Below are 25,365 nucleotides of genomic sequence, written 5' to 3' on the forward strand. Positions count from 1 at the left end.
TTTAATTATTGGTTCAGGGAAGTAAGCAGTACAAACTTATACTCAAGAATGTCATACCACTATGACACATGTATCGCAAGCTGTAACATTTGTAACAAATGCCGGCGATACAAGTAAACTAAGGGTGTAAGAGCTAGCTGTTTTTTAAGAATTCCGTCGGAGAATGCCCGAATTCTTGTTTAAAACACTTGGAGAAATAGGAGTGATCGTTAAAACCAACTGTGTAACCAACTTCTGAAATGGATATTTTATCCTGTTCTATAAGTTGCTTTGCAAGCTTTAATCGTTGGCTACGAATAAATTCTGTTGTTGCATAACCAGTAAGGGCTTTTAACTTACGATGTAATTGCATTCTGCTTACGCCCATTTCTTCGCAAAAGATAGAAGCAGAAAATTCACTATTAGTAAGTTTTGTATCTAGTACTTCTTGAAGACGTTCTAAAAATTGCTCATCTGCCGAAGTTATAGCAATTTCTTTGGGGGTAAGTATCAATTCTTGAGAAAATCGTTCTTGTAGTTTGCGTCTATTCTCTAGTAAATTTTTAACACGAGCTTTTAACAATTTAGAACTAAATGGCTTTGTAAGATATGCATCTGCACCAATACCTAATCCCTCTAGTTGGTCTGTTATATTGTTTTTAGCAGTAAGAAGTAGTATGGGTATGTGCGATGTTAGTGTATTCTCTTTACAATGCTTTGTTAACTCAAAACCGTCTTCAATAGGCATCATCACATCACTTATAATTACGTCTGGGATATGTTTTTGAGCTGCTTCAAAACCCTCTTTACCATTAGTGGCGGTTATTACAATGTAGGTTGTTTCAAAAATAGAAGTTACATAGTCTCTTATTTCCTTACTGTCGTCTATTAATAATAGCATTGGTGCGTCGTCTGGACTAATAGACTTTGTTTCTAAAATCAACTGGGGCTCTGCTGTTGTTACAATTGTATCGGTATATAATTGTGGATCCAGTTTTTCTTCAGGGCTGTAGGTTTCTTCGGAAATAGGAAATGTAACTTTAAAGGTTACGCCATCTAACTCCGAAGAGTCTACAGAAATATTACCTTTATGAAGTTGCATCAATTCTTTAGTTAGCGCAAGCCCTATACCAGAACCTGAATTACTATTTTGGGTCTGATAAAAACGAGTAAAAATATGCTCTTGTTCTTTGGCAGAAATTGAAATCCCAGAATTTTGAACAGTAAAGTGTAAGTAGTCATTCGCAATACTACACGTTACTCTTATAGTAGCTTTGTCTGGGCTGTATTTAAAAGCGTTTCCTAAGAGATTAACACAAGCCTTCTCAAAAATGTCTTGGTCTAGCCAACATATTTGATCTGAAGTATTTAGGTCTATGATATACGTATTATTCTTTTCAGATGCCAGATATTGAAAAGATTCAGTTTGCGCCTTTAAAAAAGAATTTATAGCTGTAGGTTGCACCTGAATTTTCATAGCTCCGCTTTCTAATTTAGAAAGTGCTAAGAGTTGTTCTACTAAGCCTTCTAAACGTTCTGTGTTGCGTTGTGCCGCCAACAAATTTCTTCGATGACTACCTTTTAGCGCAGACTCTTCTAATTGGTCTTCGATTGGTCCCTTGATTAAAGCCAATGGTGTTCTAAATTCGTGAGAAATATTTGCAAAAAAAGTAGATTTTGCTTTATCTAATTCCTGTAATTTCTTATTGGTTTTTTTTCTATTTTGGTATTGAAAGAAGAAGAATAGTCCAATTACAGTGGTAACACCAAGTCCTGCTAGCATGAGGTTTCGCTGATTGGCTTTTTGCTGTAAAGCTAGCTCGTTTTGAGAAGTAAGGAGTGCTATTTCGCGGTCTTTAGTTTCAGTCTCATAAATTGCTTCAATTTCTTTTATTTTTTCTGCACTTTGCACCTGTTGTAATGAGTCTTGTAACTTCTTTGCTAGGTTACTTAACTTATATGCTTCTTTGTAATTTCCTTTTTGATTATAAGCTTGTCCGGCATAAAACAATAGCTCTTGCTGTAATTTACTATTGTCGGCATCGAGGTTTAAAACGTTGGCCTCTTTGATATAATTTAATGCTATATCTGGCCTATTTTTTGAAAGTTCTAACTTGGCAATTTCAAGTGCTCCTAATGCAGCTTCATAGGGTCTGTCATTGTCTCTATGAACGGTAAAACTTTCAATAAAATAGGCTTCAGCTTTTACAGGATTGTTTTTCTTTAACTCTACCTGACCTAAATAGTTTGTTATTTCAGCTACCAAACGATGATCTTCTGTCTTTTTGAAATAATTATAAGAGTTACTTAAAAGGCTATCTGCGAGTTCAATCTTTTCAGTTTGTAAATAGGCATTTCCTAGAAATACATTGGTGGTGTTTTTGTAAAATTGCGAGGCACCTTCAGGAAGCTTTGCAAATTGATCATTAGCCTTATCAAATTGCTCAATAGCAGAGGGGTATTCCTCCAATTCTAAATAAATGTTGCCAAGATTTTGATAAGCAGCAGCTATCACATCGGGCCGTAACGGTGTTTTGTGGTGCATAGAATCTACCTTCAACAACTGAGTTATGGCCTTATTCATGTCATTCTTTCTAGAGTAGGCAATGGCAAGAGCAGTATGAGAATCTGCTATAATCGTTTTTGCCGTGGTGTTTTCTTCCTTGATACTTGCAATGGCATTTTTGCTAGCAACAATAGAGCTGTCCATCTTGCCAAGTAAGTAATAGGTGCGTCCTAAACTATTGTAAGCACGTCCTTTACCAATATCATAGGCTAATATTTCAGAAAGTCTAAGCGATTTTTTAAAAGAGTTAATTGCGCTGTCATTTTCTTGAACACGCTTAAAACAAGCGCCTAATAAATAGTCTGCATCGGCAATGCCTTTTCCATAATTTAGGGAGGTGGCAAGAGCTTTTATTTTTCGTCCGTAGTAAAATGCGCTATCCGGGATTGGATTTACATATTGCGATAATTTCACACGATAGGTTGCTAGAGTAATAGAATCTTCTGCACTAATTGTGGCCACGTACGTTTGTTCTTGCGCGAAGCTAAAAATGGAAAATAATAGACTGCTAATAAGAAAAAGCGCTCTCACGTATAAATCTGGTTTGTTATTTTAAAGATATAATTAATATACCAAACAACTTGCTATAACGGCTAGGTATATGTGATACAATTAAAACAACTTGATCGTCTTGTTATAGTACAGCTAAGAGTACTTTGTTTAGGTTTAGTGTTTATATTATTGTTGAACTTTAAAGAGTTGGCAACAGATTTTCTAGTGATGCTTTCTAGTTTTTTCTGAAATAAACACTTTTGATAATTTTTTTTCTATGGATAATATTTAAAATGTAGTTTCCAGCATCAAGCTCTTTAATATTAATAAATATCTCATTAGCTTTAATATCATCTAATTTGCCGCTGTAATATTTTTTTTTCATTTAGTTATAAGTTGATAAAATATTTCTCAATGTCTGATTCTGAATAAATTGAATCTTAATAACTTGCTTCTTACGGCTAATTTTTAATGGTAATGTGCGTAAGCAGGATTTCAATTATTTTGAGCGGAAAGAGTTCTCGCAGAAATTGCGAATCAAAAAATATTATTTTCATAATTAGAGATTTAAAACGATTGGTTATTCGAAATTAATTATTTAATTATCAGTATAATATGAGTTATGTATCATTAGATACAATTTTTGTAACATTAAGTGTAAAACATTCTTAATCCACGAACTGCGTAGGTAATTTGCCGTATTCTTCCTTAAAACATTTCGTAAAGTAAGAAGGGTCGTTAAAGCCAACTGTATAGCCTATTTCAGAAATTGATAATTTATTCTTTTTTAAGAGTTGTACTGCCATTTTTAAACGTTGCGATTTAATGAACTCTGTCGTGGATTGCCCTGTTAAAGCCTTAAGTTTTCTATGCAATTGCATACGGCTTATACCCACAGCCTCGCAAAAAGCAGCAGATGTAAACTCTGAGTCTGTAAGCTTGTCATCTAAGACTAATTGTAATTTTTCTAAGAATTTTTCATCTGCCGATGAAACCGAAATTTCTTTTGGCGTTAAAATCACTTCTTTAGAAAACCGTGCCTGTACTTTTGTTCGGTTTTCTATAAGATTAGCGACCCTGCTATGGAGTAGCCTAGAATTAAAAGGTTTGGTCATATACACATCTGCACCCACGCCGGCTGCGGTAAGTTTATCTGTATCTTCTGTCTTAGCTGTGAGCAATAATACCGGAATATGAGAGGTGAGTTCGTGCTCTTTGATATTTTTGGTTAATTCATTACCATCTATTATTGGCATCATTATATCACTAATAATGATATCTGGTATTTCAGATACAGCAACATCAAGGGCTTCTTTCCCATTGCTAGTTGTAATTACCTTATATTCATTTTCAAAAATAGAAGTAATATATGCTGCAATATCTGCGTGATCTTCAACAACAAGCAAAATGGGTGCGTCTTCTGGAGCAGAGATAGGCTGAGCGACACCTATTATTTCTTTAATTTCTACTTCTGAAATTGGAATTTCTGGCTCCTGTAAGCTTTCTGAAACTAATTGCGAAGCATTAAAGTTACTTTTACGCACAGGAATTTGTACCGTAAAGCGTGTACTGTTTTCGTTACTATTAACAATTATGGTTCCTTGATGAAGTGTTACCAACTCTTTTGTCAATGCAAGACCTATACCTGTGCCTGTATTTTGAAAGTTGGTTTGATAAAAACGTTCAAATAGATGTTGCTGGTTTTCTTCAGATATAGGATTACCAGTATTTTCTATGTAAAAAATAAAATTTCCGTGGTCTTGCTTCCCAATTAATGAGATGGTTTCATTTTCTGGAGTGTATTTCACTGCGTTGCCCAACAAGTTTATTACTATTTTTTCTAGTGCATCAAGATCAAAATAGACGGGCTCATTATTGGGTTGTATAGTGATAGTATAGTGTATGTTTTTTTCCTTACAGGCAAACCTAAAAGTTTCAGCAAGTGCAAGTAGGTGTTTTTCAATGTTGCCCTTTTTTATCTGTAACTTAAAGTGACCACTTTCTAGTTTTGAAAGTGCCAGTAATTGATCGACAAGAACTTGTAGTCGAGATGTGTTTTGCTGGGCCGAGATAAGATTTTTACGTTCCGCAGGGGTAGTTGCAGTAGTTAATTGATCTTCTAAGGGGCCTTTTATGAGTGTTAAAGGGGTGCGGAATTCGTGCGAAATATTTGCGAAGAATGTAGATTTCGCCTTATCTAGCTCTCTTAATTTTTTAGTTGTTTTTTGTCTGTTTTTATATTGAAAAAAGAAAAACAGTCCCGCGAGGGTTGTTAATACAACTGTAGCTAAAAGCAGATTACGCTGATTTGTTTTCTGTTGCTCGGCCAGTTCTTTTTGAGAGGTGAGTAATTCTATTTCTCGATCTTTTGTATCAGTTTGATATTTTGTTTCAAGTTCAGATATATTTTTTTGATTATTTTGCTTTTCAATTTGTAAAAGATGTTCTTTTGCTTTTATAGATGCTAGGTATGCTTCTTTAAAATTTCCAAGGTTATACTGTACGCGAGACAAGATATCTTGGTAATCGAACATTAATTCTTCTCTTACAAAATAAGATTTGTCTAGAAGTGCTTTTGATTTATCGAGATGAAGTAAAGCTATTTCAGATTTGTTGTTTTGGTTATAAAACTCTGCAATCCTATAATAAGTAATAGCTTGCTGTAGTGTATCTGTGGTTTTGTTAATGGCTTTGAGTTCCTGATTGTAATAATACGCTGCAGAATCTTGTGTATTCTGTGTGTTATATAGTTTTGCTAAACCATTGTATACTGATGATTTTCTAAGATAATTAGTGCCTGCCACAGTATTTTCAAGTGCTTTTCTGTAATTAGATATGGCTTTTTTAATGTCATTCCTTTGTTCGTAAACAAAGGCTTTTTTTTCATATAGTATCGCCGCGGGTTCCTGTAGGCTAACAGCATTGTAAAAAGCTATGCTATCTGGATGTATTTTTAAACCCTTTTCTACAACTTGTAGTCCAGCATCTATATTTTTTTCCATCTGTTGTAAATAACTGGTGTCCTTAGCTGTGGAAATAGTCGTTTTAAATAGTACATTAACAATGTTTACTTTATTCATAGCAGTTAATAGCACATTGGTGTTTTTTTGTGCTAATAAGGAATCTAGTTTTATAAATTGAACAAGTGCTTGCTCATCGTAGGTGTTGTTAAAATATACTACTCCTTTAGTGTGGTATAACTTCTCTAAGTATTCCCAATGTGGGTTGTTAATTGCAATAGGTTCAGTTTCTTCAAGATAATAAATAGCTTTCTCTAAATCCCGCTCAAGAAAACTTAAAGTGCTTGCAATTGCTATTTGTAAAGAGTCTTTTTTTAATTTTTTAGCCAATTCATAACTTACTATTGAATATTTGTACGCACTATCTAATAGTCCTTCATTATAAAAATTTTTGGCAGTGAGGTGGTATTTTTTAAGTGAATCGAGATTATAATGGCGTGTCAAAAAATTAGAAGCATCATATTGTTGAGTTGTTGTTGAATTTTGCGCAGCAACGTTTACTGTACATAAAAATAAAACACCAATAAGGAATAATCCTTTTACGATTTTAAAATATAGATGAGATCGGGTTAGAATTTGTTTTATAATCAAATCGTTTTTTATTTAACGTGTAAAAAAATGTTTACAAATTTTAAATTAACAACTTGAAACAGGCTTCAAAATGTAACAGGTTGTCATAAAAGAATTTCCCATTACCCTTAAAGATAGGGTTTTGTCAATTTATTAGTATGAAATGATGCAATTTATTTAGGCAAGACCAGTATTTCTACTCTTCTGTTTTTTGTTCTATTTTCGTTTGAAGTATTGGGTAGTAAGGGCTTACTTTCTCCTCTGCCCACTGTTTTAAACTTAAATTTTTGATTAGGTAAGCTAGACTTTAAAACGTTAGCTACAGTATTTGCTCTGGCTAAAGAAAGTTTTTTATTTGTGTTATTGTCTCCTACATCATCTGTATGCCCCTCTATAATAATGGTGCCTTTAGATAGTTGCTGGATGGATGAGACCAATTCTTGAACGGCTTCTTTTCCTCCCGCTTTTAGCTCAGATTTACCAGTGTCGAATAGTACTTTACTATCAAGTTGCAATCGTATTGCAGAACCAATACTCGCTATGGCATCTATATCTGCACCGGGTACTCCGCTTCGCTTATCTAAATCTGTTAGACGAACGTAGTAATACAATTCTCCGTCCTCTACAAAGTCTGCAATGTCCACTTGGGCGGTTCCTCCATTTATTTCACCCACATCAATCCATTGTTCTCCATCTTTTGAAATTTCTAACCGAGTTGGCTCTGTTGCTCCTACTTCAAAAATATACAAGTCGGGTCCGTTTACATTAACTAATGCGTTATCTGTAAATTTTACTGTGAGTTGCCCTTTTAAGCCCAAGCTATAAGCTCCTATCAATACATTTTTGTTATTTTTAAGTGTAGCAAAATTATCTGGCTCTCCTAATGCATAATTGGGATCTTTTTTTAAACCTGGGTGATTACTAGATATCACCTCATCTGCAAAGGAAAGTTTTCCTAATGGAAGGTAGATTGCTTTTCTTTCTTTAGCTATGTACGTGTGATCGCTATCTTCATCAAATAAAAGAGTAGGGTTTAAATCGTTAAATTTTTGTTTTGCTTTTTTAGCACTTTTAGTCAACCTCTTTACTTTATAAAGGGTCTTTTCTTTAGCGCTAATAATTTCTTTTGCTAGTTGCGGTGTTATATTTATATTTTTTTCTATTGCTACTAGGTCTAAATTTTCATAAAACAATGCCTCTTTTTCAAAAAAATCAATTGAGTGTATGGGTCTGTATTCTCTTGAAATTTGTAAAACGACACCATATTTTTCTTTAGGATAAACTACACCAGCTCTTTTTTTTGAAGGAACATTAGTTGTAAACTCTTTATCTAATGATTCTCCATTTAATAGCTTATTAAAATTTGCAACGGTTTTGTCCCAGGGCTGAGGTAAAAACAGGCTTGCCATATCTGTGCCATTCATGCTTTCTTCAAATGACGCATTAATATCGTTTGCTATTTCATCTGCTAGTGCTTCTTTAAAAAAGTCGCCCAAACCACCATTATTTTGACCATTTGAAGTTATATTATCTAGTAAAGCACTTATAGATTCTGTAGCATTTTTATCATTAATTTCGCCACTTTGAAATTTTTCTAACAGTGCTTTCATTCCAGGGTTTTGACCAGAAGATTTGTTTTCTTCTATCATTTTACTGATTTTTTCCTGGTCTATTCCGGCATCTGGCTCCAGCATTTTTTTTAAAGCTTCTTTGTGCTCGTTTAGTTTTGGGTCATTACTATTTCCGAAGAAATCATCAATGTTTTTTTGAGCCTTATTGATGTCTTCCTGTCTTTCTGTTGTATGCTCAAAATCATTCTTTTTTTTATTAGAATCACAGCTAGTGCACAATATAAAAAGTAAAAAGACAAACGTAATTTTATTGAATGGTTGCATAACGTGTTTTCATAAATTCATAATACATAAAACCTGATTTTCCGTACCAGTTCTCTTCACCAAGCATTGCTTCACACTTGCTTATTTCTTGAAGAATATTATAAAGTCTTCCATTTAATTCTGTTGCCTTCTTTGCGTAATTTTTTTCAAATCTCTTATATCTGTCCATCACTTTTTTACGTTGCGGAGGCCAACCTACACCAAAACCTCCTGGCATTCCAGCCATACTATCACCAAAAGCTATTCCCCAGTCGATATCACTTTTAAGGTCTGAAGCAATAACCCGGAGTCTCTCATAATTATACCTTTCTTCTTCTAGTTCTGCATAGTATTTTTCTAAACACTCGCAACCTTCTTTAGTGCTATCCCTATTACCTTGAAAATTAAATCCTAAAAAGAACCCAAAGTATTGTGTATTATTTAATTCTTTAAGTTGTAGGTGAATCATTGCCGTTGGTTTCATAAAATTATTATAGTTAATTACAGAACCATCCTTATCATATACGGGTAGCGAATGCCTGTTATAATCTCCATTGTAATTAGCATCATAATCTATAGGGTTTCCAACTTTATCATATTTTGGGCGATAACGCTCCCCTTTTAGCGGGTTTCTTAAATATTCTATGTCGTTACCATTAGCGTCGTGCCGTGGACGTCCCCATTCATCATATTTACCATCCCATTCGTTTGATGGGTATTTTATTTCATTACCATCTCTATCGTACCTTGCTCTTCCCCATTTATCGTATTTATCGTCTATAGTTCCTTCTTCGGGATAATTAATTTCATTGCCATTTGAGTCGTGTTTAGGGCGGCCATGTTCGTCATATTTATTATCATATTCTTCGTCACCTGGATACTTTATATCTTCTCCATTCGCATTTTTCTTTGGTCTAGAATCTTTATTGTATTTTCCATTCCATTGTCCGTCAGGGTATTCTATTTTTTTATCATTTTTATCTTTTTCTGGCTGGTATTTATCGTCCCATTCTCTTTTGTTCTTTCTTAATTCAGACTGCCAATCGTCATTCCCAGATCCATTTTCAGAAGACGAATTATTACTGTTAGTACTATTTCCAGAGTTTGAATTTCCTGGGCTACCACTATTAAATGGGTCAGATATAGCTTCTAAACAACTACTTGTTAAAGAAGGCTGACCTGCAGGATCTAATTGAATTTCATAATCACTGTCTCTCTCGAAAATGCTCTCTAAAGCACCGCTATCTATATCGTCTTGAATTTTGTACCCTATTTCTAAAGCAGTCTGTACATTACTAGCAGCACTAGAAACAATACTGAACGCTCCTTGAGCTGAAACACTAGTACTAAGAAATATGATTACGATTCCTGCGGCTTTTCTACGGCCTAAAAGTAAAACTACAACTAAACCTAAAAGGCCAATAACTATGTACAACCATAGGTTGCTCGATTCATTTTCTTGAGTATCTGTTGCGTCCATACTATTAGATTGTTTTTTAGTATCATTTTCAACGAAAAGAGTCGCATTTCCTTTGCCAATTTCAATAGGCTTACCAGCAATTATAGCGAGGTTAATTATACCGTCTGTTTTTAAATTAACCTTGATACCAAACTCTTTTGCAGTTTTAAAAGTTTCTGTGACTTTACTGTTCTTAGAAGCTATCGTTTTTGCAATGTTTTTATCATCCCAGCTCCTTTTTGTAAAGCTGACATCAAATTTTTCATCATTTTCGCCCAATGCCACGACAGTAATGGGTCTTGCGAAATAATCTAACTTTGTTACCGCTATCCTTGACTCTCCTTTGCCTTTAATCTGTAGTACTTCGTGAACTCCTTTTTCGCCATCTTCGGGGACAGGTAGCTCTATGCGTGTTACAGGAGCGTCGTCAGAACTAGTGACACTAGGAATTTCGAACTCTTTTTTATTTTGGGCAAAACCTATACTACCTATAAGTAATATAGAAGAAATAAAAATAATTTGTACAGCTTTCATAGTACTGGTCGTTGGTGGTCTATTTATTGAATAACTCTTTAAGTTGTGCTTGCGGGTCTTCGATTTTTATGTCTTTCATTTGAAAATCGGTAACTTTAGCAAGAAGGTATTTTTCGGGATCAATTTTATCTTCCATCAAGGTGAATTTATTGCCTACTATCTTGCCTGTTGCACTACCAGAACCACTAATAATATTATCCTTGACAACAAAATTAAAATCTTCTGTAACAGCCTCGTTCTCTGATGTTTTAGTGTATAAGTAACTTGCATAAATAGGCTTACCTTCATTATTTTTAATCTCTGCTTTAAAGCTTAAGCTGCTTAACTTTAAGCTGTTTGCATCAATAATTAGAGAGAGAGTTTTTTTGCCAGATTGTGCATCTTTCTCTTTAATAAATAGTAGTCTATAATTTAAACTATCCTTATTTCGATTACGTTTGGTAATCATTGTTGACGATCGGTCGTAATACCAGTCTTCTCCGTTTATTTTACAGAGATAGGTCTTGTCGTCTTTAATAGATTCTTCTTTTTTAGTTGTTGAACTAACTTTTGATTCCTGTTTTACATTTTCTTCTGTTTTTTTGCCCGCATTATCGCAGGAAATTAACAATAGAATTAGTGTAATAGATGTAATAAAGTTTCTCATTATTTTGTTTTTACCCAAGATGATTTGGGACAATTCAGTTTTAACAAAGGACACCATTTTGGTTTATTAGCTATTTACTTTAGTGTTTTAAACACCTAGCACCATAGATGAATAGTTGTTGAAGCGATTTATACTTAAATTGATTTATTTTCTGAAAATAAAATTAGTTCTATATGTGAAGACCAAGTATGACACATGTAACAAATCGTCTGAAATATGTAACATTACGTAGCTCTTGAAGTGATGTGTCATTTTAAGTGCCTAAAAATCTAGTAGAATGATTTTTTTTTGAAGTAGATTTGAATATTTCCTATGAAAATTCAAAAGAAGGCAATGTGGTTGTTACCAACCAAAATTAAAAGGGAGGTTTACAATTTTTTCTATTGGAAAAGAGCATTTTTTAGTTAGTAAGACAATCAACTTTGTTGGCTGGTAAAGTGGGCTTGCAAACTATTATTAATATAGTTTTAAAATTGATATAATATTATTTCCTTATCACTTCCCTGGGTTAATATCAAATTTTTTGCGCCAGTATTGATTAAAATACTATTCGAACTACCAAAAACAGGAAAACCATTAACTATACTACCATCCTTTTGTACAACGTACACCTTTTTTTCTTGAGTTTCTGTAACCGTAATGTAGGTTTTACGGTTCACAATGTAAATTTTTGGTGCCGTATAAATCCCAAAAGGAAGTTCGGTTAATTTTCCATTTATACGAAGCAGATTATCATCTAACGTTACTTTCGTGTTTCCCTTCGTAATAAAATGGTAGTTGCTAGAGACGTCAAGCGAAGTGGTAGTTACTTGGCCTCGGGTGTTAATACTCTTCTTTTTATTATCACTTGTAATAACTACAAAGTTGCTTTGTTCTCTTTCAATTGTATTTTCTGAAAATTTAAAAGTTTCTTTTACAGGTACTCGTATTTTACCCGTGCGACTTAATATATTAAGACTTCCGTTTTCTTCGGCAATAAGCACATAGTCTTTATTTCCCATTCTAATGTGGCTAGGTGCTAAAACAATACTAGATTTCGACTTCTTAAATGTAAACCCTTTAACAATCTTTGCATTGCTATCATACATTAAGACCTCTTTGTCTTGAACAATTACAAACCTATATTTACGGTTATTATCATAATCAAAAACGGCTAAAGGTTGCGTAATATCATCTCTAAATGAAACTGGAAATCCAGAAACATCTTTTCCATTTCGGTCTAAAACATACCATTTGTTCTTTGTGGCAAAGGTAATTTGCTTTTTACCATTTCTTAAAATGTCAATTTCATGAATCTCCCCCATGATAGGGTCTTCTAATTTTTTAGTCCAAGCTGTTTTGCCTGTTTCAGTGAGTACGTAGAGGGTGTTGCTAATATCTTGAACAGCTACATATTTTCTGCCAGTGCGGTAATTGGTAAAAAATTGAGGGGTATTGAGAAGCGTATTAGGTAAAGTTTTGTTGAAGACTTCTGTAACTGTACCAGCCGCATTAGTTGTGGTCCCACTAGACTCTAAACATGCAAAATGTACATGAGCAAAATCTCTGTCAAAGCTATACTGCAATAATCCTAAAGAAATGTCACCAGTGCCGCTCGAGGGCTGTTGTTCTTGTTTTTTAGAGCGTTCTAGTTGCTGTGCTACATAAGGTACGCCTGTATTCATACCATAGATTAACAAAGAAGATGCGTTACTAATATAGGTAGCACTTTTTTGAAATGACGCATCGTTATTTAAACAGGCATTATTTTTATAACTCGAGATGATGTTTTCGGCCACTTCAGTATTTTGAGCAAAAACGAAGAAACGTTCCAACTGAAATGCAACCGATACAGAATCGGTTTGTATAAATGGAGAAAGTGTATTTTTAAACAATGCTCCTTTATCGAATGTAAATAGCGACACCTCTCTATAGGTGTTGGCTTCACTAAGCATTGGTGCCAATGCCTCTTGTGTTACAGTTGCATCAATGCTTTTTAATACAACTGCGTTTCCTTGCGGCAGCATAAGCTCTCCAATCTCATTGGTACCACTTAAAAGTTCTAGAGGTGCTTCGGAAATTTTAGTGCCATTGTACTTTTCGAGACGTTCTACGAACAATGATGCATCACTTAAAGTGAACGATAAAGCTTGTGTTGCACTTTTTGGCAGTACATTCTCTAAATCGTTTTGCTGCGGAATTTGACCCTTAAAAACGCCCAATAGCTGCGGTACACTATCCTGAACCAGTGCAACACCAGAGGCAATTACTCCATTGGGAGTAAGGGCTACATCCAACGATTGGTAGGCCGCTAGCTTGTGCTCATTGTTAGAACTAAATTGATGCCATGGCTCTTTAACAATGGAGGTTACATCGTCATTTTTTAAAACAGTTAATGCTTTTTTATAGTAATTGTTGGTAACCTTTTCCTGCTTAAGGAGTTGTTCTAATTGTTGTTGAGAGGTACTAACAATAAATACACTGTCTTTAGCTGCTGTAAAGAAAAGTGTGTTGTCTAACGTAATTCGCTCAACCGAAATTCCATCATAGGTAAGTGTTTCTACCTGTTTGTTAAGGGTAGAATCTATTTTTAAGATACCAGCACTTTCTCGTGTAGCAATGGCGTAATCTAAAACACTATCGTTGCGCTGCGTTACACTTAAAATACTAGCTCCTTCAGGATTTAAGTAGTCTAGAAAAGAATTTTTTTCTGTAAATGCTCTATAACCTACACCCGCTTTAAAATATTCCGCCAACGGATTGCTTTGTACTTCCTGCTTTAAATTTTTTAGGTTCGAAATTTTAAGTACAGCGATAGCATCTTGTGCAACATAATTTGTTAAGTCGCTTTGTGTGGTTTTTTCGATCTCACACGCGGTAAGTAGAAGTATTCCACAACACAGTAAGATAAATTTTTTCAGTGATGCCATTCTTACAAAAATAGTAAGTAAATAGCCCCTTTTAAAGCGCAAATCAAAAGTTTATTGACGGGTTTTCAACAACGCCAATTATAGATCAAGCCATTCTTTAAATTCGCCGTTTTTTGCACGGCTTACTAAGTGCTGACTTTTATCCGCAAGGGTTACTTTTATTCTACTTTTAGAAACCACCAATAGTTCAATGATGCTATTTATATGTAGTAATACCTTTCGGTTAATTCTAAAATAGTACTTCGGGTGTACTTGCTTTTCAATTTGATCTAAACTAAGTTGAATAAAAATACGCTTAGAATTTTGTGTTATGAGTAGGGTAGTACTTTCTTCTACCACTATATAGGAAACTTCCTTTACTGATATTGTATATAATTTATTATGAAGACGCCCCAAAAACCGAAGCCTATATTGGGTATGTAGTGCAGGTTCTTGAATATCTTTAACAATATTCAAATGAGGGTGTAAAGGAGTACTTTTAGAATCTGATAAAATGGGCTTAATCATGTTTTAAAAGTACCCCCTGCTTTTGTTGTAAACAACTAAACCTGCATAACCATAATTATTGTTTTATCAATTTTAAAGTGGCACGTTTACCTCTAGGCGTTTCTACAACCACCAATCCCGTTGAATCAATTTTCATTGGAATTGTTTGTACGCCCTGTGAAATAGGAATATCCTTACGAATCATTTTAGACTGCCCTAGCAGTGTATAAAACCATATGGTAACAAAGGTAGTTTCAGAAGATTCTATTCGAATACCCTCATTGTTATAGGGGTTTGGCGCTGTAATTTTAGTTATAATAGAAGTGTCTATTTCGGTAATAGACAAGACTTCTTTTGCTCCAGCACCGCCATAAGCGCCAATGTCGTTTCTAAGGGTCCCCATAGATGGAAAAAGTGCATTACCTAGGTTGTCTGGATCTTCAAGATCATTAAAAGACGCTGCTGGATTTCCGGCATCAATACATGCCGATGAAGGAAGTAAATAATAATTATTTGTATCTATAAAGCCCGGATCTTCATCAATATTGCCTTCTTCGCTGCCCGCTCCGCTAAAACCATCTTCAATATTGCAGTAGGTAGTTTCGGCATCACCTCCAAACCTTTTATAGATTTGATTAGCGCCAACATCAGCCTCATTTCCGAAGATTATACAGTTTTTAATAATGGTGGTAGTTCCTGTAGAAATAATTCCGCCACCCCTGTCACCTGAATAGTTTCCAACAATGGTGTTGTTTTCTAATGTAATTGGCTCCCAGTCTACATAAATGCCACCGCCACCATTAAATGAACCTGTTGCAACGTTATTGGCGATAATGTTATTTTTTAGTACTGCTCCTTCACAATAGGCAATCATAATGCCGCCAGCATAACCACCCATATTATCTTTAATGATATTATTTTCAATTACAGGAATACCAAAACCCATTCTAATTCCACCGCCTCCAGCTCCAGCTACTCCAGCCTCTGCAATGGCTTGGTTGTTTCGAATAATATTGTAAACAATCGTAGGGCTTGCTTGGTTAATGAGAATGCCTCCTCCAGTTCTAAAATAAAGATCCTCCACGGCGTTATACGTTTTGGTACCTGTACCTCCTGTAATAGTAAACCCTTTTAAGATGGAGTCTTCATTCTCGTTGGTGACAAAACTAACGCAACTCCCAAATTCTGGATCGGCAGCCTGACTTCCGTCAATGATAGTGCTTGAAATATCTATTGGATTCTGACTGATATGAAAGTTACTAGTTACCGTAATAGCCTTTCCTAAAAAATTGATATTCTCTGTATAGGTGCCGGGCGATACTAAAATAACATCGCCCGAAGAGGCTGCGTCTATAGCGGCTTGAATGGTGCTATACTGTGAAGGCACCAATAAATCTGCTGCAATTCCTGTCTGGACTATGGCAATAAACATGCATAGTGTAATAATCTTTTTCATATTTTTCAAATTTGGTTTCCTTAAAAGTATAAGAGCACCAATAATTTGAAAAATAACAATGACTAGGCCGAAGTTTTAGCTCCTGAACGGAATAATAATCTGATGAAGCGTAATTTGAAACCGTTTTAACTAAAGCGGTAAGACCAGTTGCCCTGGTAAAAGCCTAAAACTTTTTCTGTGGTAGGGAGTAGGACCGTATTTTTTTATAGCCTCACGATGTGCAGCAGTAGGATATCCTTTGTTTTGTTTCCATTGATATGCTGGATATTCTTCATCTATTTTTGCCATAAAAGCATCGCGCTCTGTCTTTGCAATAATTGAAGCCGCAGCAATATGTAGAAATTTCCCATCACCTTTTACCACCGTTTCGTACGGTGTTTTTCCAAATGGTTTAAAGCGATTGCCGTCTACGGCTATAAACTGAGCCGATGGAGAGAGTTGTTCTATACTACGGTGCATGGCAAGAATAGAAGCATTTAAAATATTTAGCTGATCTATTTCTTCCATCATTACATGGGTAAAAGCAAAACTAATAGCCTCTTTTTCGATGATGGTTTTTAATGCTATTCTTTTTTTTGCTGAAAGCTGCTTGCTATCTGTAAGCCAAGGATGACTAAAATCGTTGGGCAAAATTACAGCCGCTGCAGTAACTGGACCCGCCAAACAGCCGCGACCAGCCTCGTCGGTTCCACATTCAAATTGAAATTCTGAAATTTTTAGTTGTAGCATAACAAATCGTAGGTAAAGGTAGTTAATACTATGTAGGTTCAAAATTCAGATTTCAGAATTGAAATTTCAGAATTCAAAATCTTACATTTGCTTTTCAGGAAACTGTACATGAAAAAAACCTTATTCATTTTATTCTGCTGCTTTCTTCCAACGCTCTTGTTGGCTCAAAGTGAAGCGTCAAAGCCTAGTAAGGAAAAAAAGGAGAAACCTCCTATAGATTTGTACCAAATAATTTCTCATGATCGCGATACTACTCATATAGATACAACACTCTCTATTAAGAAGGACTATCGTTATAATTTTTTAAGAACAGACGATTTTGAATTGCTGCCATTTGCCAATGTGGGGCAGACGTATAATACGTTGGTGTACGATTTCAGTAGAAGTAATTTCAAACCTTTGTTTGTTGCGCAAAGTCATCACTTTAATTACGATCAGATTGAAGATATTTCGTATTACAGAGTGCCTACACCTTTAACCGAACTTTATTTTAAAACGGCTTTCGAACAAGGGCAACAACTCGATGCTTTTTTTACCGTAAATACAAGCGAACAATTCAATTTTAGTATTTCTTATAAGGGAGTACGATCTTTAGGGCAATACCAGCAATCGCTTTCAAGCACAGGAAATTTCAGATTTACTTCAAATTATACTTCAAAAAACAAACGCTACAAAATTAGAGGACATATTGCTGCTCAAGATTTACTTAATGAAGAAAATGGCGGGCTAAGCGATACCTCTATTCCTTTGTTTGTAAATGATGTAGGTGATTTTAGCGATCGGGCTCGACTAGATGTAAACTTTGAAAACGCAGAAAATAAACTTGAAGGCTTGCGATTTTATGGAGATCATGAGTACGAATTAATTAGCCAGCGCGATAGTCTAAGCTATAATGTACTTGCCATAGGAAATAGCGTAAGCTATGAAGATAAGTACTACGAGTATAGACAAGTAGCGCCCTTTTCGGGTTATGGTAGTAGTTACGAAGCTGCCGACCTTAAAAAAGAAACTACGCTCGAAGATTTTAATGCACAGGGATATGCGCGATTAGAGAATTCGCTGCTAGGTACTATTGGCGCATTTGTTGGCTACACCGATTATAACTATGGGTATAATTCTGTGCTTATTTTAGACGATGGACGCATTCCAAATCGTTTAAAGGGAAATATTGTTCAGTTTGGTGCGAGTTATAAAAAAGAGTTTCGCGGATTTCAGTTAGAAGGGGAGGGAGCTATTAATATTGTAGGTGATTTCGACGGAAATTACCTAAAAGGAGCAGCATCTTTTAAATTTAATGAAACCAATACCGTAAAAGCTTCTGCAAGCATACACTCTGCAGCACCCAATTTTAATTTTTTGCTGTATCAAAGTGATTATGTGAATTACAATTGGAATACTAATTTTACTAATGTAAAGACTCAAGAACTGAAATTTGAGTTGGCTTCAGAAAAACTTCTCGATGCATCTCTTACGTATACCGGAATTGACGATTACACCTATTTTACAGTTCAGGCTAACGATTCTACACCTACTCCCCAACAATTTAATGAACGTGTAGACTATATTAAGGTAAAGGCCGAAAAAGAATTTCGATATAAGAAGTTTGCTTTAATGAACACAATTTTATTTCAGCAAGCACTTACTGGGGGCGAGGTGTTAAATGTCCCAGAGGTCGTAACGCGCCAAAGTCTTTACTACCAAGACGAATGGTTTAAGAAAGCGGCATTTATTCAAACAGGGATTACTTTTAAGTATTTCAATGAATATAATATGAATGCCTATGATCCTGTATTGGCAGAATTTTATGTGCAGAACAATGAGAAATTAGGCGGATTTCCATTAGTTGATATTTTCTTCAATGCTAAAGTTCGGCAAACGCGCATCTATTTTAAGTACGAGCATGTAAATCAGTTGTTCAATAGCACTAATAGTCACTTTTCTGCACCTGGCTATCCCTATCGAGATGCTACTATTCGTTTCGGGATTGTCTGGAATTTCTTCTTATAATAAGAACGTTAACTGAGATTCTTAAAGTCATTCTAATTTTCTACGCATACGCATAAAAAAACCCGACTAAGAAGTCAGGTTTGTTTTTTATTTAAACAGCTCTAAGCTAGTCTTTCAATAAACCTCTAGAGATAACTATTTTCTGAATTTCTGAAGTGCCTTCGTAAATTTGTGTGATTTTGGCATCACGCATCAGGCGTTCTACGTGGTATTCTTTTACAAAACCATTACCACCGTGTACTTGTACTGCTTCTACGGTAACATCCATAGCAACTTTACTCGCTTTCAATTTTGCCATGGCACTAGACATGTCGTAGTTGTTTCCGTTGTCTTTATCCCAAGCAGATTTGTATACAAGGTAACGTGCTGCTTCAATTTCTGTGTGCATGTCTGCCAACTTAAAAGCGATGGCTTGATGGTTGCAAATTTCGGTACCGAAAGCCTTACGTATTTTTGAGTAATCACGAGCCATTTCATAAGCTCCACCAGCAATACCAAGTGCTTGAGCGGCGATACCAATTCGTCCACCGCTTAATGTTTTCATGGCAAATTTAAAGCCAAAACCATCGTCGCCAATTCTATTTTCTTTAGGCACTTTTACATCGTTAAAGTTTAACGTATGCGTATCGCTACTTCTAATACCTAATTTATCTTCTTTCGGTCCTATTTCAAAACCTTCCCAACCTTTTTCAACAATAAATGCGTTAATTCCTCTGTGTCCCTTGTCTCTGTCTGTCTGCGCAATAACTAAATAGGTATCTGCACTCCCGCCGTTGGTGATCCAGTTTTTAGTTCCGTTTAATACATAATGATCTCCTTTATCTATCGCAGTGGTTTTTTGTGAGGTTGCATCACTACCTGCTTCGGGTTCACTTAAGCAAAAAGCTCCAAGGTGTTCTCCTGTGGCAAGTTTTGTTAAGTATTTTTCCTTTTGTGCTTCATTACCATAGGCATCAAGCCCGTAGCATACCAAAGAGTTGTTTACACTCACAATCACAGAACAAGAAGCATCTACCTTGCTTAATTCTTCTACCACAATGGCATAGCTAATGGTATCCATGCCGCCACCGCCATATTTTGGGTCTACCATCATACCAAGAAATCCTAGTTCACCCATTTTTTTAACAATTTCCTTTGGAAATTCTTGTTTGTTGTCGCGTTCGATTACGCTGGGTAAAATTTCTTGCTTTGCGAAATCACGCGCCGCATCACGTATCATTAAATGTTCTTCAGAAAGAGAAAAATCCATGGTAATAGGTGGTATTAGTTGTTTACATTAAAGTGGTGCAAAGATACTTCTTAAATAGTAAATCTCAAATTTCAAGCTTCAAATTCCAAAATCTTCTAACTTTAAATAATTGTATGCAAGATGCATTGTAGAAATATGTTTGTTAATTTAGCAATATGTTTAAAACAACGTACTCTGTTTTGGGGGTCATGTCTGGAACTTCTTTAGACGGTATTGATGTCGCCGAACTTCAATTTAAAGTTTCAGAAGAAGGAAAATGGACTTTTAAAATTGTGACATCAGAAACGGTTGCATATCCTTTAACTTGGGTTGCAATTCTGAAAGAAGCTGTCCATTTTTCTGAAGGAAGACTAAAAACATTAAATGAAAAATACACTCGTTATCTAGCCCAAATAATTAGAGAGTTTATAGCAAAAAATGCGATTAAAAATCTAGATGCTGTCTGCAGTCATGGGCATACCATTCTTCATAATCCCGACCAAGGCATTACACTTCAGATAGGAAACCTGCCAGAAATTTCTACACTTAGTAACGAGACAGTGGTTTGCGATTTTCGTGTACAAGACGTGTCTTTAGGTGGGCAAGGAGCGCCTTTGGTGCCAATAGGCGATCAATTACTTTTTTCTGAATACGATTACTGCTTGAACTTGGGCGGATTTGCAAACTGTTCTTCAGAGGTTGATGGGGTGAGAATAGCCTACGATATTTGTCCTGTAAACATTGTTTTAAATTCGCTTTCCGAAGTGCTCGGCTTGCCATATGATGACGGAGGAACCATCGCCAGAAATGGCCTTGTAGACAAATCACTATTAACACAGTTAAACAATTTGCCGTTTTACTCGCTTTCCCCACCAAAAAGTTTGGGACTAGAATGGGTGCAAGCACATGTTTTTCCATTGTTAAATGCTTCGGAAATTTCGGCAGAAAACAAAATAGCCACGTTTACCGAACATATTGCGCAACAGTTGGCAGCGCAATTTGCTATAGGAAGCACTGTTCTGGTAACGGGCGGGGGAGCGTATAATACGTATTTATTAGAACAGATGATGGCTCATAAAAAACTACAGCTTGTGGTGCCAGAAAAGAGATTGGTTGAGTTTAAAGAAGCATTAATTTTTGGATTGCTTGGAGTGCTTAGACTACGCAATGAGGTGAATTGCTTAGCGAGTGTTACTGGAGCAAGTCACAATCATAGTACTGGTGTTATTTTCAAGACCATCTAAAAATTTTGTCATTTTGAGTTCTTTAAATTAACCTTAAAATCACAGTTCTGTTTTGTCAAAACAGTATATTTGTAATCTTTACTTCAAAACAACCAACCGAAGTACATATTTATGAAAGAACTACTCAAAAAGTACGAAGAAAAAGCACCTGAAATAGTATTTCACTGGAACGATGCAGAAACCGAAGCAGAAGGATGGACAGTGATTAATTCACTCCGTGGTGGTGCAGCAGGAGGAGGAACTAGAATGCGCGAAGGCCTTGATAAAAATGAGGTGCTTTCGTTAGCAAAAACTATGGAAGTTAAGTTTACCGTTTCAGGCCCAGCTATTGGTGGCGCAAAATCTGGAATTAATTTCGATCCTCGCGACCCGCGTAAAAAAGGAGTTTTAGAACGTTGGTATAAGGCAGTATCTCCACTACTTAAATCGTATTACGGTACGGGTGGCGATTTAAACGTTGATGAAATTCATGAGGTAATTCCAATTACTGAAGAAAGTGGTGTTTGGCATCCGCAAGAAGGAGTTTTTACAGGACATTTTACGCCAACAGAGGCCGATAAGATAAATAGAATTGGCCAGTTACGTCAAGGTGTGATAAAGGTGCTTGAAAACGATACATATTCACCAGACGTTTCAAGAAAATATACGGTGGCAGACATGATTACTGGTTACGGGGTTGCCGAGGCCGTACGTCATTATTACGATATTTATGGTGGTTCTGTTGCAGGTAAACGCGCTGTAGTTCAGGGATTTGGTAATGTAGGCGCTGCTGCTGCTTACTACTTGGCTCAGATGGGAGCAAAAATTGTTGGAATTATAGATAGAGCAGGAGGAATTATAAACAAAGACGGTTTCAGTTTTGATGAAATTACAGCACTCTTTCTTCAGAAAGATGGTAACACCCTCAAGGCAGACAATATGATGTCTTTTGAAGAAATTAACGAGAAAATATGGACGCTAGAATGTGAAGTATTTGCTCCCTGCGCAGCCTCAAGATTGATTACAAAAGATCAAATTTCTTCTATGATTAATACAGGTTTGGAAGTCATTAGCTGTGGCGCTAATGTTCCATTTGCTGATAAAGAAATTTTCTTTGGCCCCATCATGGAATACACCGATGAGCGTGTAAGCTTAATACCAGATTTTATTTCTAATTGCGGTATGGCACGCGTTTTTGCCTACTTTATGGAGCGTAAGGTGCAAATGACCGACGAGGCGATCTTTAACGACACTTCGATGACTATTAAAAATGCAATTCAGAATACATTCGACAATAATAGTACGAAAACAAATATTAGTAAAACAGCTTTTGAAATTGCACTGAAACAATTACTTTAGTGTAATCCAATTTTTTTAATTCAATGAACCCTATAACATGGCGGGTTCGCATAACAACAAAGAAAATTATTATAGTGCCGTCGAGCAAATAATATAAAATATTAATCAACCTCATTTATGGAGTCTATTATCATCCTCATTTTCGTTATCGGGTACTTGTCAATTACCCTAGAACATCCCCTAAAATTAGATAAAACTGTTCCGGCACTTATAATGTCTGCCTTAATTTGGGCAGTGCTGGCTATTGGTTTTCATAAAGGGTGGTTTAATGTTATAGATACCTACGAAAATTCCTTTAGTTTCTTAGATGGCGGTACAGAAGCCGAACATGGCTTCGAGAATACGCTGCTACATCACCTTGGTAAAACTGCAGAGATACTAATTTTCTTAATTGGTGCTATGACCATTGTAGAAATTATAGATCTACACCGAGGTTTCGAAGTGCTTAAGAGTGCCGTAAAGACAAAAAGTAAAAGAAGATTGCTGTGGATTATAGGGATACTTGCCTTTATTTTATCGGCTATCATCGATAACCTAACAGCTACTATTGTACTTATTACACTACTGCGCAAGCTAATTCCAGACAAGCAAACACGTCTTTGGTATGCCGCTATGGTAGTAATTGCAGCCAACGCTGGTGGAGCATGGTCTCCAATTGGAGATGTAACAACCACCATGCTTTGGATTGCCAAAAAGGTGACCGCAGGTGGATTGATTGAGTTTGTAATTATACCTTCTGTAGTGTGTTTTGCGCTTCCTTTCTTAATTGCTAGCTATATGAAACCGTTTAGAGGACACTTAGTAACTGAAGAATTGAATGAAGATGAAGAAGCGGGTCGTTTGTTAAGTAGCAAAACAATGCTGTTCTTAGGATTAGGTATGATTGTTTCGGTACCTGTTTTTAAAACACTTACACACCTTCCTCCTTATGTGGGTATGATGCTCGCGTTAGGAGTTGTTTGGCTAGTTTCTGAATACATTCACCCAGAAGAAGATTTCAGCAAAGAAAGAAGACATTTATATTCTGCTCATAAGGCCTTGTCAAGAATCGAGATTTCAAGTATCTTGTTTTTCCTCGGAATCTTAATGGCTGTAGCTGGACTAGAAAGTCTAGTTTATGGTGTCTCTTCAGAGGGAGATCCTGTAGGTACATTGCGTTATTTAGCCGAAGTTCTACAAGCAGCAATACCTAACCAGGATGTTGTGGTTATATTACTAGGTATATTCTCAGCAATTATAGATAACGTTCCTTTAGTTGCAGCTTCTATAGGTATGTACGATAGTCCAACAGATTCTGTTTTATGGCACTTCATTGCCTATTCTGCAGGAACGGGTGGTAGTATGCTTATTATTGGATCTGCTGCAGGTGTAGCTGCCATGGGAATGGAAAAAATTGATTTTATCTGGTATCTAAAGAAAATTGCTTGGCTCGCCTTTGTAGGTTTTATTGCCGGAGCTGGCGTTTTCTTATTGATAGAACGAGTGCTCTTTGCACACTAAAACAATTTATATCCCCAATTCTCGTTATTTTAAAAACTTAACTTGCGTATGCTCTCACTTTTTTTACAAGATGGCGTTCAAGAAGCCACAGACCTTGAACCCGTTGTTGAAGAAAAAACCCTTTCCGTTTTAGAACTTGTTATGAATGGCGGGCTGGGTGCCCAAATAATAATTGGAATTCTTTTTATCCTGCTTTTTGTTGCGGTGTATATTTATTTTGAACGTTTGTTTGCCATCAAAGCAGCAACCGCGATGGATAGTAATTTTATGAATCAGATTAGGGACAATGTTGCCTCAGGAAACGTGCAGGCTGCAAAAGTGTTATGTGCACAACAAAACACTCCAGTTTCAAGACTTACCGAAAAAGGAATTTCCCGAATTGGAAGTCCATTAGAAGATATTAATACCGCAATTGAAAATGCCGGCCGACTAGAAGTTTATAAGCTAGAGAAAAATGTCAGTATTTTGGCAACTATAGCAGGAGCAGCTCCTATGATTGGGTTTTTAGGTACTGTAATTGGTATGGTTTTGGCCTTTCATCAATTGGCAACCAGCAGTGGGCAAGCAGAAATGGGTGCATTAGCTGAAGGTATTTACACAGCCATGACTACCACTGTAGCAGGACTAATTGTAGGTATTATTGCGTATATGGGGTATAACCACTTGGTAGTGCGAACAGACAAAGTAGTGCACCAAATGGAAGCTACGGCAGTCGATTTCTTAGACCTTTTAAACGAACCCGCCTAGTATGAACTTGCGTGGAAGAAATAAAGTAAGTCCAGAATTCAGTATGAGTTCTATGACAGATATAGTGTTTTTGCTCTTGGTGTTCTTTTTACTTACATCACCCGCAATTACACCAGATGCCTTAGATTTAATTCTTCCTAAGGCAAAAGGGAAATCTACCAACCAGCAAAAAGCATCGGTTAGTATCACCAAAGATGGCGCATATTATATTAATAAAGAGCGCGTAAGCGAATATGGTATTGAGAAGCAACTGCAATCTATTTTGGCAGGACAAGAAGAGCCAACCATAATTTTAAGGGCAGAAGAAGGAGTGCCTATAGAAGATGCCGTTTTTGTTATGGATGTAGCCAATAAAAACAACTTTAAAATCGTTTTAGCAGTGCGACCCAATTAATAGGGGAAAGGTGCTTTGCATTTGGGCGTTACTCGCCGCGGCGAGTCGGGCTTTCGGCAGTCGCTTTTACGGGAACTTCGTACACTCAGTACCCGAAAAGAGCTCCAACAATGCCTCAATCCCCGCCCGAACGTTCCTTATCGGGACGGGCAAGCCTAACGCAGGAACGAAGTTTTTGTAGATTAAA

General features: G+C 36.1%; 17 protein-coding genes. 6 read left to right on the forward strand and 11 right to left on the reverse strand.

The window, feature by feature from the left end:
- Positions 1-133: 133 nt before the first annotated feature.
- The 10 genes from G5B37_RS12260 to G5B37_RS12305 form a co-directional block, all read right to left on the reverse strand.
- Positions 134-3,007: a response regulator gene (locus tag G5B37_RS12260; protein ID WP_164680317.1), complete on the reverse strand. Its 2,874-nt coding sequence runs from the start codon at positions 3,005-3,007 to the stop codon at positions 134-136.
- Between the two features lie 265 nt (positions 3,008-3,272).
- On the reverse strand, positions 3,273-3,422 hold the full coding sequence (locus G5B37_RS12265) for a hypothetical protein (RefSeq protein ID WP_164680318.1): 150 nt from the start codon (positions 3,420-3,422) through the stop codon (positions 3,273-3,275).
- Between the two features lie 283 nt (positions 3,423-3,705).
- Positions 3,706-6,648, reverse strand: coding sequence for a response regulator (locus G5B37_RS12270; RefSeq protein ID WP_164680319.1), 2,943 nt, complete (start codon positions 6,646-6,648; stop codon positions 3,706-3,708).
- Between the two features lie 152 nt (positions 6,649-6,800).
- Positions 6,801-8,522: an OmpA family protein gene (locus G5B37_RS12275; protein ID WP_164680320.1), complete on the reverse strand. Its 1,722-nt coding sequence runs from the start codon at positions 8,520-8,522 to the stop codon at positions 6,801-6,803.
- The gene (locus G5B37_RS12280) at positions 8,506-10,494 is read right to left on the reverse strand and encodes a hypothetical protein (protein ID WP_164680321.1); all 1,989 of its coding nucleotides are present in this window, start codon (positions 10,492-10,494) and stop codon (positions 8,506-8,508) included. The genes G5B37_RS12275 and G5B37_RS12280 overlap by 17 nt, the downstream gene beginning before the upstream one ends.
- A 19-nt stretch (positions 10,495-10,513) precedes the next feature.
- Complete coding sequence (locus G5B37_RS12285; protein ID WP_164680322.1) at positions 10,514-11,140, reverse strand: hypothetical protein; 627 nt, start codon at positions 11,138-11,140, stop codon at positions 10,514-10,516.
- A gap of 467 nt (positions 11,141-11,607) precedes the next feature.
- Positions 11,608-14,049, reverse strand: coding sequence for a hypothetical protein (locus G5B37_RS12290; RefSeq protein WP_164680323.1), 2,442 nt, complete (start codon positions 14,047-14,049; stop codon positions 11,608-11,610).
- 78 nt (positions 14,050-14,127) lie between these two features.
- The gene (locus tag G5B37_RS12295) at positions 14,128-14,556 is read right to left on the reverse strand and encodes a LytTR family DNA-binding domain-containing protein (protein ID WP_164680324.1); all 429 of its coding nucleotides are present in this window, start codon (positions 14,554-14,556) and stop codon (positions 14,128-14,130) included.
- Positions 14,557-14,611: 55 nt separating this feature from the next.
- Positions 14,612-15,991, reverse strand: a complete 1,380-nt coding sequence (locus G5B37_RS12300) for a right-handed parallel beta-helix repeat-containing protein (RefSeq protein WP_164680325.1) — start codon at positions 15,989-15,991, stop codon at positions 14,612-14,614.
- A gap of 129 nt (positions 15,992-16,120) precedes the next feature.
- The gene (locus G5B37_RS12305; protein ID WP_164680326.1) at positions 16,121-16,720 is read right to left on the reverse strand and encodes a ribonuclease HII; all 600 of its coding nucleotides are present in this window, start codon (positions 16,718-16,720) and stop codon (positions 16,121-16,123) included.
- Positions 16,721-16,828: 108 nt separating this feature from the next.
- Here G5B37_RS12305 and G5B37_RS12310 point away from each other — a divergent pair, with 108 nt between their 5' ends.
- Positions 16,829-18,727, forward strand: coding sequence for a putative porin (locus G5B37_RS12310; protein ID WP_164680327.1), 1,899 nt, complete (start codon positions 16,829-16,831; stop codon positions 18,725-18,727).
- A gap of 106 nt (positions 18,728-18,833) precedes the next feature.
- Here the strand turns inward: G5B37_RS12310 and G5B37_RS12315 are convergent, their stop codons facing one another.
- Positions 18,834-19,976 (reverse strand): acyl-CoA dehydrogenase, encoded by a 1,143-nt coding sequence (locus G5B37_RS12315; protein WP_164680328.1) that lies wholly within the window; start codon positions 19,974-19,976, stop codon positions 18,834-18,836.
- A gap of 155 nt (positions 19,977-20,131) precedes the next feature.
- On the opposite strand from G5B37_RS12315, the gene G5B37_RS12320 reads away from it, so the two are divergent.
- From G5B37_RS12320 to G5B37_RS12340, 5 genes are all read left to right on the forward strand, one after another.
- Complete coding sequence (locus G5B37_RS12320) at positions 20,132-21,199, forward strand: anhydro-N-acetylmuramic acid kinase (protein ID WP_164680329.1); 1,068 nt, start codon at positions 20,132-20,134, stop codon at positions 21,197-21,199.
- Positions 21,200-21,310: 111 nt separating this feature from the next.
- Positions 21,311-22,537 (forward strand): Glu/Leu/Phe/Val dehydrogenase dimerization domain-containing protein, encoded by a 1,227-nt coding sequence (locus tag G5B37_RS12325; RefSeq protein WP_164680330.1) that lies wholly within the window; start codon positions 21,311-21,313, stop codon positions 22,535-22,537.
- Positions 22,538-22,654: 117 nt separating this feature from the next.
- Positions 22,655-24,037, forward strand: a complete 1,383-nt coding sequence (gene nhaD / locus G5B37_RS12330; RefSeq protein ID WP_164680331.1) for a sodium:proton antiporter NhaD — start codon at positions 22,655-22,657, stop codon at positions 24,035-24,037.
- 48 nt (positions 24,038-24,085) lie between these two features.
- Positions 24,086-24,784 carry a MotA/TolQ/ExbB proton channel family protein gene (locus G5B37_RS12335; RefSeq protein WP_164680332.1) on the forward strand — a complete coding sequence of 233 codons (699 nt, stop codon included), beginning with the start codon at positions 24,086-24,088 and terminating at the stop codon, positions 24,782-24,784.
- 1 nt (position 24,785) lies between these two features.
- Positions 24,786-25,178 (forward strand): ExbD/TolR family protein, encoded by a 393-nt coding sequence (locus tag G5B37_RS12340; protein WP_164680333.1) that lies wholly within the window; start codon positions 24,786-24,788, stop codon positions 25,176-25,178.
- The last annotated feature ends 187 nt before the right edge of the window (positions 25,179-25,365 follow it).

Origin of the sequence: Rasiella rasia (assembly GCF_011044175.1) — a bacterium.
GTDB classification, from domain to species: Bacteria; Bacteroidota; Bacteroidia; order Flavobacteriales; family Flavobacteriaceae; genus Marinirhabdus; species Marinirhabdus rasia.

Bases quoted from the DNA above. Each gene is read 5' to 3' on its own strand.
- G5B37_RS12265 (WP_164680318.1), bottom strand. From the start codon at position 3,422: ATGAAAAAAAAATATTACAGCGGCAAATTAGATGATATTAAAGCTAAT.
- G5B37_RS12275 (WP_164680320.1), bottom strand. From the start codon at position 8,522: ATGCAACCATTCAATAAAATTACGTTTGTCTTTTTACTTTTTATATTG.
- G5B37_RS12280 (WP_164680321.1), bottom strand. From the start codon at position 10,494: ATGAAAGCTGTACAAATTATTTTTATTTCTTCTATATTACTTATAGGT.
- G5B37_RS12285 (WP_164680322.1), bottom strand. From the start codon at position 11,140: ATGAGAAACTTTATTACATCTATTACACTAATTCTATTGTTAATTTCC.
- G5B37_RS12290 (WP_164680323.1), bottom strand. From the start codon at position 14,049: ATGGCATCACTGAAAAAATTTATCTTACTGTGTTGTGGAATACTTCTA.
- G5B37_RS12295 (WP_164680324.1), bottom strand. From the start codon at position 14,556: ATGATTAAGCCCATTTTATCAGATTCTAAAAGTACTCCTTTACACCCT.
- G5B37_RS12300 (WP_164680325.1), bottom strand. From the start codon at position 15,991: ATGAAAAAGATTATTACACTATGCATGTTTATTGCCATAGTCCAGACA.
- G5B37_RS12305 (WP_164680326.1), bottom strand. From the start codon at position 16,720: ATGCTACAACTAAAAATTTCAGAATTTCAATTTGAATGTGGAACCGAC.
- G5B37_RS12310 (WP_164680327.1), top strand. From the start codon at position 16,829: ATGAAAAAAACCTTATTCATTTTATTCTGCTGCTTTCTTCCAACGCTC.
- G5B37_RS12315 (WP_164680328.1), bottom strand. From the start codon at position 19,976: ATGGATTTTTCTCTTTCTGAAGAACATTTAATGATACGTGATGCGGCG.
- G5B37_RS12320 (WP_164680329.1), top strand. From the start codon at position 20,132: ATGTTTAAAACAACGTACTCTGTTTTGGGGGTCATGTCTGGAACTTCT.
- G5B37_RS12325 (WP_164680330.1), top strand. From the start codon at position 21,311: ATGAAAGAACTACTCAAAAAGTACGAAGAAAAAGCACCTGAAATAGTA.
- nhaD (WP_164680331.1), top strand. From the start codon at position 22,655: ATGGAGTCTATTATCATCCTCATTTTCGTTATCGGGTACTTGTCAATT.
- G5B37_RS12335 (WP_164680332.1), top strand. From the start codon at position 24,086: ATGCTCTCACTTTTTTTACAAGATGGCGTTCAAGAAGCCACAGACCTT.
- G5B37_RS12340 (WP_164680333.1), top strand. From the start codon at position 24,786: ATGAACTTGCGTGGAAGAAATAAAGTAAGTCCAGAATTCAGTATGAGT.